Origin of the sequence: Cyclobacterium amurskyense (genome assembly GCF_001050135.1) — a bacterium.
Lineage (GTDB): Bacteria > Bacteroidota > Bacteroidia > Cytophagales > Cyclobacteriaceae > Cyclobacterium > Cyclobacterium amurskyense.
Map to the genome: position 1 here is coordinate 4,608,015 of NZ_CP012040.1, position 18,910 is coordinate 4,626,924.

Genomic DNA, 18,910 nt, shown 5'->3' on the forward strand with positions numbered 1-18,910 from the left:
CATAAAATAAATGAACCCGAAAATGAAACGAATACTATGGACCTTTGGCCTTCTGCTGGCCTTTACCCAAATCAATTTATTACAAGCCCAAAATAGGGTTTTGGTGGAAGCAGAATCATTTGACAACACAGGAGGATGGGTCATTGACCAGCAATCTTTTGATGTTTTGTACAGTTCCTATCTGATGGCCCATGGTATGGGACGCGTGGTGGAAGATGCCAGTACCAAAGTGAATTTTCAAAAAGCAGGCACCTACCACATGTGGGTAAGAACAAAAGATTGGGCGCCTTATCCTACTGGACCAGGTGCCTTTAAATTGACGGTCAATGATAGTGAAATTGACCAGGTTTTTGGGCAGAGCGGAATATTGGATTGGGACTGGTACTATGCCGGGTCTGTTGAGATGAAACAAGGAGAGAATTCCCTTACCGCCAAGGATCTTTCAGGATTCAATGGAAGATTCGATGCCATTTATTTCTCCACTTCAAAAACAGATAAACCTACCAATGACAATCAAAAACTCTTGACCCTACGCAAGGAATTGTTGGGTTTAACAGATGGACCTGAAGAGGTAGGGAAATTTGACTTGGTAGTAGTGGGGGGTGGCATTGCAGGTACTACTGCTGCCATATCTGCCGCTAGAATGGGATTAAAAGTAGCGTTAATACAAAACAGGCCAGTATTGGGGGGAAACAATAGCTCTGAAATCAGGGTGCACCTGATGGGGAGAGTAGATGTGAATCACTACCCTAAATTAGGACGAATTGTTAGAGAATTGGACAATGGGGATCCAGGCAACGGAAATCCTGACGAAAAAAGGTATGGAGATGACAGAAAGCTTGAAATTGTAAGGGCTGAGCCAAATATCTCGCTCCACCTCAATACCCATGTGTATGAAGTAGAAATGGAAGGGAACAGCATCAAGGCGGTGATAGGTCGTGACATTGCAACCAACCAGGAATACCGTTTTGAAAGTACCTATTTCTCTGATTGTACAGGAGATGGTACATTGGGATTCCTAGCAGGTGCAGAATACCGAATGGGTCGTGAAAGTAAGGAAGAAACCGGAGAATCGCTGGCTGCTGATAAAGCGGATGATTTTACTTTAGGTACCTCTAATTTATGGGCTTCCCTTGAAAAGGATTATCCTTCTGATTTCCCAGAAACCCCGTGGGCACTACAGTTCTCGGATGAATACCATATAGATGAACACAAAGCCGATTGGCAGTGGGAGACAGGCTTTGGCAACTTCAATACCATTTATGAAGCAGAACAAATCAGAGACCATAACCTTCGTGCAATTTACGGTAACTGGTCTTATCTGAAAAAAGAGAAAGCCGAGAAGTACAAAAACAATGAATTGGCCTGGGTTTCTTATATTGGAGGAAAAAGAGAGTCAAGAAGGTTGATGGGAGACCATGTTTTGACACAAATGGATATTCAAGACGGGGTGATGTATCCTGATGGAAGTGTAACTGCTACCTGGACCATTGACCTTCATTTTCCTGATGCCAAAAACTCCAAATACTTCGAGGGAGAGGAATTCTTTGCTGCGACCAAACACATTAGGGTGAAGCCTTACACCATTCCTTACCGTTGCTTGTATTCACGTAATATTGACAATTTGTACATGGCAGGAAGAAACATAAGCACTACGCATGTAGCATTTGGCAGTACGCGAGTGATGCGAACTTGTGGCATGATGGGAGAAGCCGTAGGTTATGCTGCTTATGTGGCTAAACGAAACAACGCCAGTCCAAGGGAGGTCTATACCCGTCATTTGGACGAATACATGGGCATTATACAATCACCTTTGAACATTTACAACTACCCAACATTGCCAAATAAATAAAGGCAATCTCAAAGATGAATTATTTTAAAATACCAATCCTATTATCATTGTTGCTGTTGCTGGGGGCAATTGAGGTTTCGGCAGATACCAGTCCTCCAAACTTTGTATTTATCCTGACGGATGATATATCTGCAGAGGATCTCAGTATCTATGGAAATCAATCAATTGATACGCCTAACCTGCAAAGGCTGGCGATGATGGGGTTGGTATTTGACAATGCCTATTTGACCACAAGTTCCTGCTCACCTAGCAGGATTTCCATGATTACCGGACGGTATCCACACAATACCGGAGCACCTGAGATTCATGTGGAACTGCCAAGCAGTCAAAAAACCTTTGTACAAGAATTAAAGAAAGCCGGGTACCATACGGTTTTATCAGGTAAGAATCACATGGCCCCTCCCAATCAATTGGGGTTTTTAGAATATTCAGACAGCAAACCTTCCGGAAGCGAAAATTGGCTGTCCCATTTGCAAAACAGACCCAAAAACCAACCATTTTTTTTCTGGTTGGCTTCTCATGATGCCCACAGGGATTGGCAGGTCAATGACAAGGCACGTACTTATCTTCCCACTCAGGTGGATGTACAACCCTATATGTACGACGGGCCACTTACCCGCGAAGACCTCACAGGATATTATCATGAAATCAGCCGATTAGATCATTATGTAGGTGTGGTTTTGGATGAATTGGAGGCACAAGGTATTTTGGACAATACTTACCTCATCTTTCTAACTGACAATGGCAGGCCTTTTCCCCGAAGTAAAACCTACTTGTATAAAAATGGTATACAGACACCTTTGGTAATTGCCGGACCTAAAGTCAATAAAGGCAGAACCAACTCCCTTGTAAGTGCCATAGATGTATCTGCTACGATTCTGGAACTTGCCGGATTAAGCATTCCTGAAACCATTCAGGGAGTAAGTTTCTCCAAGGTACTTCAAGACCATAAGGTCATTATTCGCGAAGCAGCCTTTGCTGAACGTAACTGGCACCGGTATAGCATGCATGAAAGGATGGTGCGTATGGGAGATTGGATTTACATAAGAAACAATTGGCCAAATAAGAGAAACCTATCCGGTGAGTCAGATCCACATGCCTTTCCAGCCGCTAAAGAATTGTGGAATAAGCATGAAAAGGGCCAATTAACCCCTGCACAATCACTGATTACTTTATTGCCCCAACCCGCCGAAGAACTCTATCATACCAGAAATGATCCACATAATCTTAATAATGTGCGCTATGCCCCTGAAAACAGGGAAGTGCTGAATCAAATGAGGCTTTTACTTACGACTTGGACCAACCAAACAGGGGATAATATCCCAAATAACCCAACACCACATAAAGCCACAATGCATGGTAAGTTACTGGAATGGGAACGGAGGGAAATGCCAGGAGATGCCACAAATGCTTCTAAGATTAATCACCCTGGCCCCATATTAATGAACTGAGAATACAGTTTAAAGTATCAGAATTTCGGTTACCTTTAGCCTTCTACAGTTTATCTTAAGCCTTTTTATTATTGTTATGCATCAAATAGACTACCTAACCATCTTTGTTTTCACCCTAATTATTCTTGGAGCAGGACTGTCCTTTGGGAAGCAAGGAGGGGATATGAAATCCTTTTTCGCCGCCGGAGGAGCAGTTCCTTGGTCCATCAGTGGCCTATCACTTTTTATGAGCTTTTTCTCCGCAGGTACCTTTGTAGTTTGGGGTTCCATTGCTTATGAATGGGGCTGGGTAGCCATTACCATTCAAATGGCCATGTGTATCAGTGGGTTTTTGATCGGTAAATACCTTGCTCCTAAATGGAAGCAAACCCGGTCGATCACTGTCGCAGCTTACCTTACCGACAGGTTTGGCAAAAAAATCCAACAATATTATACCTTTATTTTTCTGGTGCTATCTCTGGGCTATACTGGAGCTTTTCTTTACCCTGTAGCCAAGATCCTAAATGTGGTGACGGGTTTTGATATCTACTATGCCATCTTGCTCTTAGGGGGCATGATTATGATCTATACAGCCGTTGGAGGGCTTTGGGCAGTTATCGTCACAGATGTGCTCCAATTTGTGATCCTTACTGCAGCAGTCTTGATTGTATTACCCCTTTCTCTGGAGAAGGTAGGAGGCATAAATCAATTTATAGCCGAAGCGCCGGATACGTTTTTTAACATTTTTAATGGAGAATATACCTTTTGGTTTATACTGGCCTTCGTAGGTTACAACACCATATTTATTGGAGGAAACTGGGCTTATGTACAGCGTTATACCTCCGTGAAGGATACAGCCTCAGCGAAGAAGGTTGGCTATCTCTTTGGTATATTGTACCTGATAAGTCCTTTGATTTGGATGTTACCTCCTATGATCTACCGGGTGCTTGACCCAAGTTTGGTAGGTTTGGAAACGGAGGGGGCCTACCTGAGGATGTGCATGAGCGTACTTCCTGTGGGCATGCTTGGCCTGATGTTGGGAGGGATGATCTTTGCCACGGCCAGTTCTGTGAATACTTCTCTCAACCTGGCAGCAGCGGTATTGACCAATGATGTCTACCAACCCCTTTATCCTAAAGCAAGCCATAAGACCCTAATGAAAGTTGCAAGACTGGCAACCTTGCTTTTTGGGCTGGGTACCATTGGAGTGGCTTTTATGGTGCCATTGGCGGGAGGAATTGTTGAAGTGGTCTTGAGTATAGGGGCGGTAACTGGAGGTGCCTTGTATGCCCCGGCTATTTGGGGATTGTTCTCTAAAAGACAGACGGGTAATTCCATTCTAGTAGTTACTAGTGTAAGTTTGGTGATCAACGTGTTTTTTAAATTCGTGTCACCAACCTTGCTGTCCTTTTCACTGGGTCGAAGCAGTGAAATGATTGTTGGCGTCTTTTTACCCATAGTCCTATTGGCTATTTACGAGCTGTACGCTAAAAATAAAAACATTGAAAGTGCCCAATACCAGCGGTATGCGCTTAAAGCCCAACCAACACAGGAAGAATTGACTGAAAGTTTAACTTCAGGTCAAAATCAAAATACCTATGGTTATAAGGTAATGGGTTGGGCATTTATAAGTATTGCTTTATTGTTTTTTGCCCTTGGTTTGTGGGGAGGAGGAGGTGGAGTTTACCTCTTCATTATGGGATTATTAATCCTTGCTTTGGGAACCTATGCTGTGCGTTATGCAAGCAATAAGGCCAAAGCGCAGGTTCTAAAATAAAACGTGAATTCAGTATATCTTAATGATTAAAGAAAATTTTACTAAGGAAAAGCGGTCTTTAAAAATCGAATCGATTACTTCAGATCTGGTAATAGTAGGTGGAGGACTTGCAGGAACTTGTTGCGCCATTACGGCAGCAAGAGAGGGCCTCAATGTTGTATTGGTGCAAGACAGGCCCATTCTCGGTGGCAATGGTTCTTCAGAAGTGAGGCTTTGGATCTTGGGTGCAACCTCCCATATGGGCAATAACAATCGATGGGCCAGGGAAGGCGGCTTAGTGGATGAGATCTTGTTGGAAAACCTCTATAGGAACCCAGAGGGGAATCCATTGATATTGGATACCATACTCATCGAGAAAGTTACGGAACTACCAAATATCCGCTTGCTTTTGAATACGGCCATGTACGATTTGGAAAAGAAAAGCCCGGATGAAATTGATCATGTGCTGGCATTTTGCAGTCAAAACTCAATTCAATACAAACTCAAGGCCCCCTTATTTGTGGACGGATCAGGAGATGGCATCATGAGCTTTATGGCTGGGGCAGCTTTTCGTATGGGTGCCGAATCCGCGGATGAATTTGATGAAGCCTTTGCACCGGATCACCAATATGGAGAGCTGTTGGGACACAGTCTTTACTTCTACAGCAAAGACACAGGCAAGCCTGTTCGGTTTGTTCCTCCAAGTTATGCCAATACGGAAATCTCCCAATTGCCAAGGTTTAAATCTTTCAATTTGAAAGACCATGGCTGTAGACTTTGGTGGGTAGAATATGGGGGAAGAAAAGATACAGTTCATGAATCGGAAACGATTAAGTGGGAATTGTGGCGGGTGATCTATGGCATCTGGAATCACCTGAAAAATTCAGGGGAAAACCCTGAAGTGGCCAACCATACTTTGGAATGGGTAGGAACAATTCCAGGTAAAAGAGAAAGCAGAAGATTTGAAGGTGACTATATTTTATCTCAAAAAGATTTGGTGGAACAACGCAGTTTTGACGATGCAGTTTCCTTTGGTGGATGGGCCCTTGACCTTCATCCTGCGGATGGTGTTTATGGAGAAAAACCCGGCTGTACACAGTGGCATACCAAGGGCGTTTATCAAATTCCTTACAGGACCATGTACAGCAAAAACATCAGTAATTTATTTTTGACCGGAAGGATAATTAGTGCCAGTCATGTGGCCTTTGGATCGAGTCGGGTAATGGCCACTTGTGCTCATAATGCACAGGCCGTGGCGATGGCTGCTGTGCTCTGTAAAAAGCAGCAAATTTCTCCTTCAGATATCCTCAAAGAGGGTAGGATAGAAGCACTAAAAGATAACTTGGTTTTACAAGGACAATACATCCCAAATCATGTGCTAAGGCTGAAAGATGACTTGGCTCAGGACGCAAAAATATCCGCCTCATCTACCATGCGATTGTCGGGATTGGCCTTTGATGGTCCATGGAAATCCCTGACCTTTGCAGCCGCACAAATGTTACCCCTTGCACCTGGAAAGATTCCGGCCATGAAATTCCAATTCAAGGCTACCGAAAACACAAGATTAGTAGTGTCGCTGTTGAAAAGTGAGAAGAAAGGTAATTTCAGTCCTGAAATCATTTTGGCCCAAAATGAGTTGGAATTAACTTTAGGTGAACAGTATTTAACAGTTGATTTACAGGTTAATATAGATAAAACAGAATATTATTTTGTGGCCTTTTCAGCCAATGAAAAGGTGTCCATCAGGAGCAGTCAAACAAGGGCTACAGGTCTGTTGTCAGTCTTTCAAAAATTCAATAAAGCAGTGGCTACTTCTAGTAGACAGGAACCTCCTAAAGGTATTGGTATTGAGGCATTTGACTTTTGGTTGCCTGAAAGAAGACCAGAAGGGCACAACCTTGCATTTGAGTTTACACAAGCTATTGACCCGTTTTCAATAAATTTCTTGACAAATGGAATTTTCCGGCCTACAGTGAGTACAAATGCTTGGGCAGCAGCCTTAGATGATACCGAACCTACCATTGAGATGTTTTGGGATAAAGTGCAGAATATTAATAGTTTAAGTGTGTATTTCGATACTGATTTTGACCATGCCCTGGAGTCTACCTTGATGGGACATCCTGAATCGGAAATACCTTTTTGTGTAAAAGACATTCAATTGACTGACGGTAGTGGGAAAGTCTTGGCTGAAATACAGGACAACCACCGAACGGTAGTAACAATTAAATTTAAAACCCCGGTACAAACGGACAAGCTGCTGCTTACCTTTAAGCAACAAAATGTGCATGTTCCGGTGGCCATATTTGGAATAATATGTTTGTAAATTTTATGAGTAAATTTGGAATTTTATCCCCAAAATATTGGGGAATTGTAGCGCTCTTATTGTTTGGGATTTCACCAGTGCTTGCCCAAAAAAACTTGTCCTTTTCGGCCACTGCAAGTAGCAGTTCATCGCAGGAAAATCATGCTGAAAAATTGTCCATTGATGGAGACCTTCAGACTCATTGGAGCAGCTTGTCTGAGGATAAAAATGCCTGGTTGGTTTTGCGTTTTCCGGGAGCTACGGAAGTTATAAAAGTGGAAATAAATTTCGCTCCAACCGCTGTTCCCAATGAGACAATATACCTGCAATATTTACTAAATGGAGATTGGAAAACTTTCCATAAGGTGGAAAATAATAGGGCAAAAAAAATAGAAATTCAACTGAAAAAACCTCAGCTAATTGACCGAGTTCGGCTGACTGCTCAGGATCAAAAAGCGATGGAAATAAGTGAAGTGCTTTTGCTTGGCCAACAATATTCGGATGAAAGTGGCTTGGAAAACAAACCCATTCTTGTCAATCAAAGTGGTTACAATCTATACCGAAGCAAACGTTTTACTGCTCCCGGAATTTCTGATGAAACCCCTTTTTCTATTGTAAATGTCAAAACTGGAAAGGCCCAATTCTCAGGAAAAGTTAAAGGAGAGAAAGGAGATTTTTCAGCTTTCAACCCGCTAACTGAAGATGAGTTTTTGGTCCGAGTTAAGGAACTCGGATCCTTTCCATTTAGGATCGGACCCAATTGGATGGAGAGAGTTACCTATCGAAACATGATCGATTTTATGTTGGGCGCGAGGCATTATACAGGTACGGTTAAAGATATTCGGCGCATCAGTTTTGCCTGGAGGGATGGGGATTTTTTCAATTGGTCCATGCAAAGTTTAGTGGCCATGTACCTGAGCAATCCGGAAGCATACGAGCGCATGGAAAGAAAAGGACAATATGTTTCCAACGAGAGCTTTGCTGACAATTACAAAGGACTTTGGGGAAAGTTGGAACCTTTTGCACCGGAAACACCAGATATCATCCAGCTCATCCATTGGGATGCAGATGTGAAAATTAGCCAAAAACTAGATCATGAAATGCAAAAGGCAGAGTTGGCACATTTCTTATATGCCTGGCCTTATTTAAAGCAATGGCTGCCGCAACAAAACTTTGACATTGTTTACCAATATTTAAAAGACAATTGGGAAAAAGAGACTGTTTCTGAGCATTCCCTTTCCCAGTACAATTTGAGCAAGGAGCACAATTTGCTTTCCTTGAAGACCCAATTGGGAACGACAAAAGGGGAGATGCCTCCAGGGTTTTCTGTCATTCCAAATTTGATGCTGTATGAAGTCGCCCTACGGGAAGGTGATGTAGCTGCTGAGAAATTCTTTGCGGCCGCTTATAGACAGTTGGATTGGATGATTAATAATTTGGATTGGTCAGATCCCATGACCACCAAAGGGCAAAGGATGTCCGAGCACATGACCATGCGGGCCTTTGCTTATTTTTACCAGCAATTTCCAGAAAGGGCACCTGAAGGTATTCCTGAAAAAGTCAAGGAATGGGCACAGTTGATGTTGGACCGTTCAGACAATCTATGGGATTTCAGAAAATACAGTGTCGAAGAATGGACGCCTCCCGGCTGGAATGAAACCGGAAATATTTTAGGATTCCCTGCAGCAGTTTTTGCAGCAAATGGAATTTTGGAGGATAAGACTTTAATTAATGATTTGGAAATGTTGGCTTGGTCTCATTTTGAGAATTCCTTTGGACGCAATCCAACAGGTAGACAGTTTTCTTACAAAGGGCCTGAAGAAGTAGAGGGCGTAGACCTGGGCTGGTACAGCAGGCATAGAGGAGGGATAGGTTTATTGGATGAGGTCCAGTTTGTATTTGATGGCTCTCCAAAATCTTTCCACTATCCCAATTTCCCCGAGGCAGGGGATTTGGGTTGGACAGAAGGCTGGGTACAGTTCAATACTGCATTTAATTTGAGTATGGCCTATATGGCCAATTACTACACGGATATTGCACTGGAGAAAAAAGGTAAAGGAAAATACATTGTTGCCCTCACTGCCCCACTTAATTTTGATTATAAGACCATAGAAAGCGTTTCGCTCAAAATTTCCAATCAATCTGGAGACAGCATGATGGTCCAACTAAAGGAAGATCAACCATTAGGGGTAAAATTAATTGGCGCAATTGAATTCACTGGAGATGCCATTTTTTTCGAAAACCAGAAGCTTCCGTTTGGAAAGGATGATACCCTTACCCTGAGTTATGGTTATGGGTTTTTTCAGCGAAGCTTGGTTTTGTCGGTTGCAGATTTTAACTAAACCCGAGACAGGACAAAGAGCTTTCCACTACCCGATGGAGACATTCAGCAATGAAATTGGGCCAGGTTCTACCAGCCCAATTTCATTATTTCAGCTAATTCTGTGAAGCTTAACATTGCTTTTAACCCGGATTATGTAATAGGATTTCTCCGTCCTGACAATTGTCAGGGGTGAAGCCTGTCCCGTGTTTACGGGAAGTGTTGCAATCGCAAGAAAATCAGACTGTTTGGAGATTTTAGCATAGCACCGCTATGGTGTTGAAAACAGCAACGAAGTGGCTGATTTTAAAGCGATTTCAGCATGTAATAGAATGTCTATTGCATATTTCGGGTTTAAGTAGCTTTTGAGAGTGTAATTTTTTGTATTCAGGGGAGAAGGTCCTGGTAAAAACGATGAAAGCAGTATGATTTTGGCGGTATTGTTGTATTTTTTCTTCAACAATGCTGACAAAATCTCTCCCATTCTGATTAGTTTTAAAACATTAAACAATAAAACCCGAAATCTCCAAAATGAGCTTTAACCTAAAAATTCGAATTGCCCTTAATGTTTTCCTGTTTATTGGCTTGATCTCCCCAAGCTTACTTTGGGCACAGAAGGATGGCTTTATTCTTTTAGAAGGTACTGTAATGGAAAAAGCCAGAGAGAATATAGATACTAATTCTCCTCAAAAAACACCTGAATTAAAGGCATTGATTATGGCAGCTGAGGAGGCCTTAAGTAGCAGTCCATTTTCAGTCATACATAAAAAGCAATTGCCTCCAAGTGGAGATATACATGATTACACCAGTATGGGGCCTTATTGGTGGCCTGATCCCGAAAAAGAGGATGGACTACCCTATATCAGGAGAGATGGAGAAATTAATCCTGAGTACTTTGATTATAAGGATAAAGAGGAGATGGGTAAATTACTCAATTCCTTAAAAGTGTTAAGTCAGGCATTTTATTTTACTGGCAATGAAAAATATGCTGCTCAAGCTATCCATTTAGCGAATGCTTGGTTTTTAGATCCCGATACCAAAATGAATCCCAACCTAAATTTTGCCCAGCGGATTCCCGGAAGAACGGAAGGAAGGGGAATAGGTATTATTGATACCAGAAAGATGGCAGAATTACCGGATCAATTTAGGATGCTCTCAAGTTCCACCCATTGGAATACCTCATTTGAGGAAGGTATGAAATATTGGCTGACGAAATATGTATCATGGCTTGTAAATAGCAAACACGGTAAGGATGAAGCCGTACATGGCAATAACCATACAACTTGGTATTTTGCTCAAATTATTCCCTTGACTTTGTATTTGGGACAGACAGATAGAGCAGATAGTTTGGCAAAAGCTGGGCTTCCTTTGATAATGGAAGAAATGATTGAGAAGGATGGAAGCCAACCTGCAGAGTTGGCAAGAACTCGTTCTTGGGATTATAGTAGCATGAACCTGTTGGCGATTATGTATTATGCCATGGCATGTGAAAAAGTAGGTATAGATCTCTGGAATAGGGAGAGTGAAAAAGGAGGAAGCATACAGAAGGCTTTGGACTTTTTAAATGCCTATACAGGCAAAAAGCTAGAATGGCCCTATGAGCAAATAAAAGAAAGGGATTTGTCGAGAATAAAGGAGCAGCTTAATATTGCTGCTTACAAGTACCTAGACAAAAGTTATAAAAAAGACGCTGATCAAATGATTAGCCTGAACCCTGAGTTTAGCTATTGGGATCTGGTAAGTTTTAAGCAGATTCGGAAATAGGAAATTTGAATGGAGATTGGTTAATTCTATTCCATCGGATTTCCATTGCTATAACTTGACTAACAATACTTATATCGGGGTCTGATCCCCATTTAATTTAGCTCAAAAAAAAGGAGGTTGCCCCAAAATCGAGACAACCTCCTTGATAATTGATCATTATTACAAATTAAGGTCGGTGATGCCTGAGACTTCAGTTGACACTTCACCAAGCCAGCCTCCTGCGGCAAGTGTTCCGTTATATACTTTTATAAAATCTACCCCGTGGAGCTTAACAGCATTGCCTTCACTGTCATGTGCCCAGCTGATGTCAATTTGAGCAGCTTCATTGTTATTAGACTGATTGTCTGCATAACCCCAATCAAAAGAAGGGTTTGTCCAGAATGTTCCTGTGCCTGATTGGTCAAAGATTTTTGTTGGAAGTAGGGTTCCTGTGAAAGAAATACTATCCGCTTCCCATCCTGGAAAATAGCTTTGACTATTAAATGAATTCTTTGGTACAAATCCTGATTGTCCCTGATTGTCCTTCCATGAGATGTAGTTTTGTTCATTTGGATTGGTTGGCTCCGATTCAGGTCGGTAGTAAGTGACTTCGTAGTTTTTGATCGCTTCAGGGTTGCTGTGTTCCGAACCATAGATCTCATACCATTCGTCATCTGGTAGCCCATTTCTGTTCACATCCTCAGATACCATAATGATGCCCGGTTCCGCCCAACTGCTATAGGCATTGCCATTTACCAAAAAGTCATTGCCTTCACCATTGACGATCGTGTGGTCAAAGCCCATAGTAACATAACCACCAAAACTACCCAAACTGATCAGTGAATTGTTTGTCAGCGCTTTTTCGGCAGTTTTCAATACGCTATCTGCAGCTATACCTTCTGACCAGGCTGGAAGCTTGTTGATTTGCTGTCCCGGTGCAGGCTTAAATTCAAACAATTTGGTCAGGTTATTCGTGTATACTGCATCATTAATGGTAATGGTAACTTGTTCAGTTCTTACACCAAATTCATTCTTGGCCTTGAGCTGTAATAGATGTTCTCCAGCTTTTGCAAAAACATAAGTAAGGTCTTTCGTATTTGCTAGTACTTTGCCGTCATAAAGCCACTCATAACTGGCATCTGCATCGAGTTTTACCACCGCTGCTACCTTAAACCAGCTCATTTTGTCAAATACGAATCCTCCCTCAGGAATATTGAATGAGATCACTGGTGCTGAAGCATCAAAATTTATTGTTCTTCCATCAGCAAAAACAAAAGACAATTGCCCCGTAATCTGTGCCAAAGCAATGATGTTTGACCCTGCTTTTGCTAGCTGATTTTGAGCTGAAATCCCTAGATCTACATCATCTATAACCCAGTTTCCACCTTCTCCAATGCCTATCTCGGGCATGCTATTGGGATCTTCTCCGGCTGCTTTACCTGAGTCTTGGTTGTCAATCCACCAATTTCCATTATCGCCTATTTCAATAAATGAAGGCGAATCATTGACGCTCATGACAGTGCCGTCACTTAATTCTATGCTGTAGGAACCACTATTGTCTTCGTAATTTTTAATGTACAATCGATTATTAAGGGCATCCAATAAGCTTTCATATTGCGCCATTTGTTCTTTAAGGCTGTCAACATCTTTTCGTAAATCCTCAAGGTCATCTTTTAGACATGATGTTAATAATGTTAAGAATAAGAGGCATGGTAATAGTTTTTTCATATGTTTAGAATTTAGTTAATAGTTAGTCTTTATATGGTTTTTTGAATACAAATGCGATTTGGGCGGGAATGTCACCAGTAACTTGTTCGAAAAGCAGTGAATCAGCTTTAAGGTTATAGGCATATAGTTTGCCTGGAGAAACATAGTCTCCGGCATCTGTGATGTAAATATTTCCAGAATAAGCATCTACTGCCAGACCATAAGGCATTTTGATCTTGTCTACTAATTCTTGGGAAATAAAGGGCTGGGAGAGGAGTTCCCTGGTTTGAGTGTTGATCATCGCATAGTCAACCTTAAAATCTCCCAAAGAATAGTCAAATGCTGAACCGATCACATAAGCAGTATCTCCACTGATAGTAAGGTTGGAACAAGGGATGTCAAACTTGTCAATTACTTGGTCTAATTGGGTGTCTATGACAAATAGGTTGGAAGGGGTATCGTAATAATCACCCCTTGAGCTGACATAAATATTCCCTTTTCCATCTGCTTTCACTCGGTGCAGGTTGATGGCAACTTCTATAGCTTTGATGACTTTAAATGAATCCAGGTCAATGACTGAAATGGTGCTTTCATACTGGGGAGGACTATAGCCTCCAGAATTAGCGATGTAAAGTTTACCATTGGAAACAGCCATTTCTTCAGGTTGCCGACCTACCTCTATTCTATTTATTTGGTCAAAATTGGTGGTGTCATATTTGGCTATGAAGCCGTTTGGCTTATCATTCCCCAAAGAAACCTCCCCATCATAGGCACTCACATAGACAAATCCCCCATCAAAAGTTACATAGCGGCAATTCTTCACTTCTAAAACAGCTATACGTTCTGTAGTCTCAGCATCCATCACTTCCACTTTATTGGAGGCATTGATTACAGCATAAAGTTTGGATCCATAAAGGCCTAAATCATTACCTACATCTCCTAAGCCAAGGGTTGAAGTTGGGTTTGCTGTGCCATATAGATTCCTGGTATATAGCCCTGTTTGGTAATCGTAATAATCCAATGAAGCCTTGTTCATATTCATATTGCCTTCATTAAGCAGATAAAATCCGGCAATATTGGAGGCTTCTTGCTCAGGTAGCTTGTCCTCGTCTGGCAAAGAAATAAAATCGTCTTCCCTACAACTCGATAGAGTAGATAGAATAAGTAGGAATAAGAGGTAGTAAAATGCGTGTTTCATAATTTAAAAGGAGATATTGAATTTTAGTCGATAGTTTCTTCCTGGCATTGGAAAGTTTAAAACCACATCGTAATACTGGTTAAACAGGTTGTTTGTCTCTAAACCCATAGCGTATTGATACTTGCCAAAACGATTTTTATAGGTTAATCCCAGGTCGCTGGTGTACCAGGGTTGGACATAGTTGACAGGTAAATTTGCTTTTTGGCTATAGCGTTCACCGGTATAGATGAAGCTGAAATTGGCTTGCCAGTTCTGATAGCTGGCTGATGAGGTAATTGTTCCATTATGAACTGGCGTATTAGGGATCTGGTCTCCATACACTGTGCTGGAGGACGTAATATCTATTGCCTTCTGTAAGGTGTAACCCATTCCTATTTCGAGTGATACGTTTGCTATTTCTTTAATGCCACGTAGTTTGGTTTCAAGTCCTTTAACTTCTACCTCACCCAAGTTCATCATTGTCCACCGAAAGAGATTGGCAGATGGCATGGCCACAATTTTGTCTTTAACTTGGTTGTAATACCCGTCTACTTGAATGGTAAAAGCTTCTAAAATATGGTTGGGTTTGGCCCGCCAGGTGGCTCCTATATTGTATTGGGTTGTGAATTCTGGTCGTAAAAAGGTGTTTCCTACGAAAGTGTAATAGAGGTCATTGAAGGTAGGCATCCGAAAAGACTCCTTGTAAAAGGCCCTAAAGCGGAAATTCTCATTTAAGGTAAAAGGCTGATAGGAAACTGATATTACAGGGTTGAAAACTTGTTGGTCGCTTCCTTTTTGGTAAAACTTTACTTGATCATTTACATAGGCACCTAAAAGGTTTGCTTGTATTTCTAATCTGTCTCGATGAATGGCGCTGGATAGGGCGAAGTAATAAGAAGATCTGCTAGGATAAGTGAATCGATATAGGTTGGCATCCAGAGTATTGAAGGAATAGTCTGCCGCGAGGGATACATCCCACCAAGAGTTTAGCATGTATTGATTGACTACAGAGGAGTAGAATTCCTTTTGATAATATCGATTGTCCAGTGCTCCTTCAATCGTTTGATAATTAGGGTCTATGTAGCGATTGTAATCACTGCTGTACTTCATATTGACCATCAGTTCATGTTTGTCAAAAAATGACTTGTGCAACATGCTCTGGACAAAGAAATTTTTGTCCCAAAGACGCTGATAATGACTGAATATATTGGCTACAATAGCTCCAGGAAGTCCCCGCTCTGATTCGTAATAATAGCCTTTCAGAGATGCTTTACCTCCTGATTTGAAAGCCTGATGTAAAGTGATTTCAGCCCTGAAGGATTCAATATCGCCATTTTGTCGGGTAGCAGTGGTGTCGTAGCCATTCTCTTTTCGGTACCGGTATTTATATTTCCCATTGGCGGTAATGTATTCTGTATTGAAAGCCAGAGAAAGCCCTTCATTAATCCGGCGCTGATAAAGTAGGGATGGGTTGACCAAGCCAAAAGATCCTGTTTTGAATGAAAGTTTCGTATGCTCTTTTTCTCCCTCTTCAAACACTGGGATTTTACTCTGCATGAAGAGTGTGTTGGAGGCAAAGAAACCTAGAGCCGGCTGAAATATGTTGGATTTTTGTCCATTGAAAAGTTCTAATGCATCTATGTTGTCCAAAGAGAATTTACCCAAGTCAACCTGTCCATTTTGAGCATTTTTGATGACCACTCCATCATAGAAAACGCTGGTATGTGCACTTCCCATACTTCGGACGTTGATGGTTTTCAGCCCACCTATTCCTCCATAATCCTTTAACTGAACTCCTGAGAAATACCTGATGGCATCAGCAACGGAAAAACTATTTAATTTCTCTAGGTCCTTACCTCTAATTGCCTGTACGGGCATTGGAGAGCGCAAACGGGATTGGTATTTTTCAGATTGGACAGTTATTCCCTCAATATCGTAAACCGCGGTTGTGTCCCTTGGCTGCGGATAATTTTGGCCATACTTCTCCTGTGCTTGGCATAGGCAAGCAAAAAAGAGTAAAGCGCACAAAAGAAGAATCGCCTCCTGCTTAGGAAGCCACTTGTAAATGATCATTAAAACTATTTGTCTAAAGGCAAATAGCTTTCAACGAAACCAACTGAAATCAAAATCTTGCGTTGCAAGACGAATTTTGTTTTCAAGCTTCAATCCCCGAAAGCTTTCAATTAAATATCGTATTGGCAAGTATTCTGACTTACTCACTATTTTCCGACCTTCCCCTCTGATTATACAGAAAGTGATCATTAAAATTTGGAAATAGCTTAATGAGATTACAGCTGCGGGACAGTTCCGGATTCACACCGGATTCCAATTTAATTTCTCTAGGACAATATCCATGAGGAAACCATTACGGCGGCGAAGATAGTATTCTATTTTCGATAAAAAAATTTCTTTTTAGACTAAAAAAACTACTATTGATACAGGTCCTTAGTTAATGGTTCAATTATACAGTAGGGTAAGGTATGAAGTAGGTTTGCTGGGAGGCTTTTAAGTTTCCCTGAAATGAACCTCTTTTTTTAAGCAATTTGTACTTTGTACTAATGCTTTGTGCTAATTGTTAGACTTTTTCAATGGGGGTTTGGATTATTTTTCATAGCTTATAGGGTAAAAATTCATGAAAGGCGTTAATAAAGGTGAAAAAGTAACTTTATCAGGCTTCTTGGTTCTACATTTTAGGTATAAATGTAGGATTGAAAACCTAGTTAGGGGGTATAGGTCTGAGATGCTTTAGTCTAGAGAATTAGTTTGTTTTAATGAGAAATTGATAACGTTTATTGTATTGATTAGAATGTTTTTATATGCCTATACTTGATTTTAAGACAATTTTTTTTAGTTATATTATAGTTAATATAGTTAATATAATATTAATTGTTTCTTTATATTTTCAGGTAAAAAAACGGTTTCCTGGTATTTCTTTAGTATTGCTTAGTTTTTCAATGCTTACAATTGGAAATATTTCAATATTCTTACGAGGTAATATTCCTGATTGGCTATCTATACCTGTGGCCAATACCTTAATCGTTTCTTCTACTGTTGTGTTATTAATTGGATTAGAGAAATTTGTTAAGGTAAAAGGACCCCAAATTCAAAATTATTTATTGATACTTGTTTTTTTTCTTGGACACGTTTATTTCGCTTTTTTTTATCCCGATTTATACATTAGAAAAATAAATTTTGCATTGGCTTTTGTGCTAATAAGTTTTCAAGTAGCTTATTTATTGTTAATAAGGACTCCGGTAGCTATGCGAGGGGTTACTCGACCAGTTGGGTATGTATTTGTAGGGGTCATCTTTGTACAGGTTTTGCACATCATATACATCATTCAGAATCAACCAGACTTAGCAGGTTATTTAGATTCCACAGGTTCAGAATCTTTATTTTTAATGGCATGGGAGGTCATCATTATATCTCTGACTTATAGTATTTTCCTGATGTATAATAAACGCTTGATGAATGATGTTAATGAGCAGGAGGAGAAATTTTCGAAAGCATTTCATAAAGCTCCCTTTATCATAATTTTATCTAAGCTTAAGGATGGGGAAATTTTTGAAGCTAACAAAAGTGTTCAATCAATTTCTGGTTTTCAACCTCATGAACTAATTGGTTTAAAAGCAATTGATTTGAATATTTGGAATCAAGATGATGACCGATTCAAATTCACTTCAGATTTAAAGTCAAAAGGTATCATAATCGAAGAAGAATATTTGTTTCGCAAAAAATCAGGGGAATTATTTCACGGGCTTATCTCTGCAGAAATCATCGAAATTAATAATGTGAAATGTGTTATTTCTGTAATAAATGACATTACGAATAGAAAGCAAGCAGAGTTCAATCTCCGAAATAGTGAAGCTTCGTTAAGAGAATTAAATTCAACAAAAGATAAGTTTTTCTCAATTATTGCACATGACTTAAAAAGTCCATTTAATGGCATTATAGGTTTAAGTGAGATACTAAGTGAGCAAGTTAAAGAGAAAGATTATGAAGGGATTGATACTTATGCTGGCATTATTAAATCCTCTTCGAAACATGCGATGGAATTATTATCAAACTTGATGGAGTGGTCAAGGTCACAAACTGGCCGAATTGAATTCAATCCAGAGAAGTTAGATCTTGTAAATATGATTCAAAGGATCATGGAGTTGCTGAGAAATTCTTCAGAGGAAAAAGCAATAGGGGTAAGCTTGAATGCTCCACTAAGGCTTGATCTATACGCCGATAAAGCTATGATAGAAACAGTATTGCGAAATCTTATATCCAATGCTATAAAATTTACTCCTTTTAATGGGAAAGTAATTATTGCAGTTGAAGAAAAAGTTAATGAATACCTTTTGTCTGTTACCGACAGTGGTGTTGGTATTGATAAAGGAAATTTCGAGAAATTATTTCGAATTGACAGGTCTTATTCTACTTTGGGAACCAATAATGAAAAAGGAACTGGTTTGGGACTCATTCTATGTAAAGAATTTATCGAAAAGCACAATGGAAAAATAGGCTTGGAAAGTGAGCTTGGTGTTGGAAGTAGGTTTTATTTCACTTTGCCCAAACAATAATAAACCCGGATTATGTAATAGAATTTCTCCGTCCTGACCAATTGTCAGGGGTGAG

General features: G+C 40.4%; 11 protein-coding genes and 1 riboswitch. Of the genes, 7 read left to right on the plus strand and 4 right to left on the minus strand.

Annotation, left to right across the window (positions count from 1 at the left end):
• Positions 1-22 precede the first annotated feature (22 nt).
• The 5 genes from CA2015_RS18655 (at position 23) to CA2015_RS18675 (ending at position 9,682) form a co-directional block, all read left to right on the plus strand.
• Positions 23-1,852: an FAD-dependent oxidoreductase gene (locus CA2015_RS18655; RefSeq protein WP_084012040.1), complete on the plus strand. Its 1,830-nt coding sequence runs from the start codon at positions 23-25 to the stop codon at positions 1,850-1,852.
• A 14-nt stretch (positions 1,853-1,866) separates the two neighbouring features.
• A complete protein-coding gene (locus CA2015_RS18660; protein WP_048643267.1) occupies positions 1,867-3,303 on the plus strand; it encodes a sulfatase family protein in 1,437 nt (478 codons plus the stop codon).
• A gap of 76 nt (positions 3,304-3,379) precedes the next feature.
• The gene (locus CA2015_RS18665; RefSeq protein ID WP_048643268.1) at positions 3,380-5,059 is read left to right on the plus strand and encodes a sodium:solute symporter family protein; all 1,680 of its coding nucleotides are present in this window, start codon (positions 3,380-3,382) and stop codon (positions 5,057-5,059) included.
• 22 nt (positions 5,060-5,081) lie between these two features.
• Positions 5,082-7,361: an FAD-dependent oxidoreductase gene (locus tag CA2015_RS18670; RefSeq protein ID WP_048643269.1), complete on the plus strand. Its 2,280-nt coding sequence runs from the start codon at positions 5,082-5,084 to the stop codon at positions 7,359-7,361.
• A gap of 5 nt (positions 7,362-7,366) precedes the next feature.
• A complete protein-coding gene (locus tag CA2015_RS18675; RefSeq protein ID WP_048644622.1) occupies positions 7,367-9,682 on the plus strand; it encodes a discoidin domain-containing protein in 2,316 nt (771 codons plus the stop codon).
• A gap of 249 nt (positions 9,683-9,931) precedes the next feature.
• Here the strand turns inward: CA2015_RS18675 and CA2015_RS18680 are convergent, their stop codons facing one another.
• Complete coding sequence (locus CA2015_RS18680; RefSeq protein ID WP_048643270.1) at positions 9,932-10,144, minus strand: hypothetical protein; 213 nt, start codon at positions 10,142-10,144, stop codon at positions 9,932-9,934.
• Positions 10,145-10,191: 47 nt separating this feature from the next.
• Here CA2015_RS18680 and CA2015_RS18685 point away from each other — a divergent pair, with 47 nt between their 5' ends.
• On the plus strand, positions 10,192-11,424 hold the full coding sequence (locus CA2015_RS18685; protein WP_048643271.1) for an alginate lyase family protein: 1,233 nt from the start codon (positions 10,192-10,194) through the stop codon (positions 11,422-11,424).
• 159 nt (positions 11,425-11,583) lie between these two features.
• Here CA2015_RS18685 and CA2015_RS24460 read toward each other — a convergent pair whose 3' ends face one another.
• Genes CA2015_RS24460 through CA2015_RS18700 form a run of 3 tightly spaced genes read right to left on the minus strand, consistent with a single transcriptional unit; the run spans position 11,584 to position 16,360 of the window.
• Positions 11,584-13,131 carry a hypothetical protein gene (locus CA2015_RS24460; protein ID WP_084011894.1) on the minus strand — a complete coding sequence of 516 codons (1,548 nt, stop codon included), beginning with the start codon at positions 13,129-13,131 and terminating at the stop codon, positions 11,584-11,586.
• A 22-nt stretch (positions 13,132-13,153) separates the two neighbouring features.
• On the minus strand, positions 13,154-14,308 hold the full coding sequence (locus tag CA2015_RS18695) for a YncE family protein (RefSeq protein WP_048643272.1): 1,155 nt from the start codon (positions 14,306-14,308) through the stop codon (positions 13,154-13,156).
• Between the two features lie 3 nt (positions 14,309-14,311).
• Positions 14,312-16,360: a TonB-dependent receptor gene (locus tag CA2015_RS18700; RefSeq protein ID WP_053086714.1), complete on the minus strand. Its 2,049-nt coding sequence runs from the start codon at positions 16,358-16,360 to the stop codon at positions 14,312-14,314.
• A 107-nt stretch (positions 16,361-16,467) separates the two neighbouring features.
• Positions 16,468-16,669, minus strand: a riboswitch (cobalamin riboswitch).
• A gap of 434 nt (positions 16,670-17,103) precedes the next feature.
• Here CA2015_RS18700 and CA2015_RS18705 point away from each other — a divergent pair.
• Positions 17,104-18,855 (plus strand): sensor histidine kinase, encoded by a 1,752-nt coding sequence (locus CA2015_RS18705; protein WP_048643273.1) that lies wholly within the window; start codon positions 17,104-17,106, stop codon positions 18,853-18,855.
• Positions 18,856-18,910: the final 55 nt, after the last annotated feature.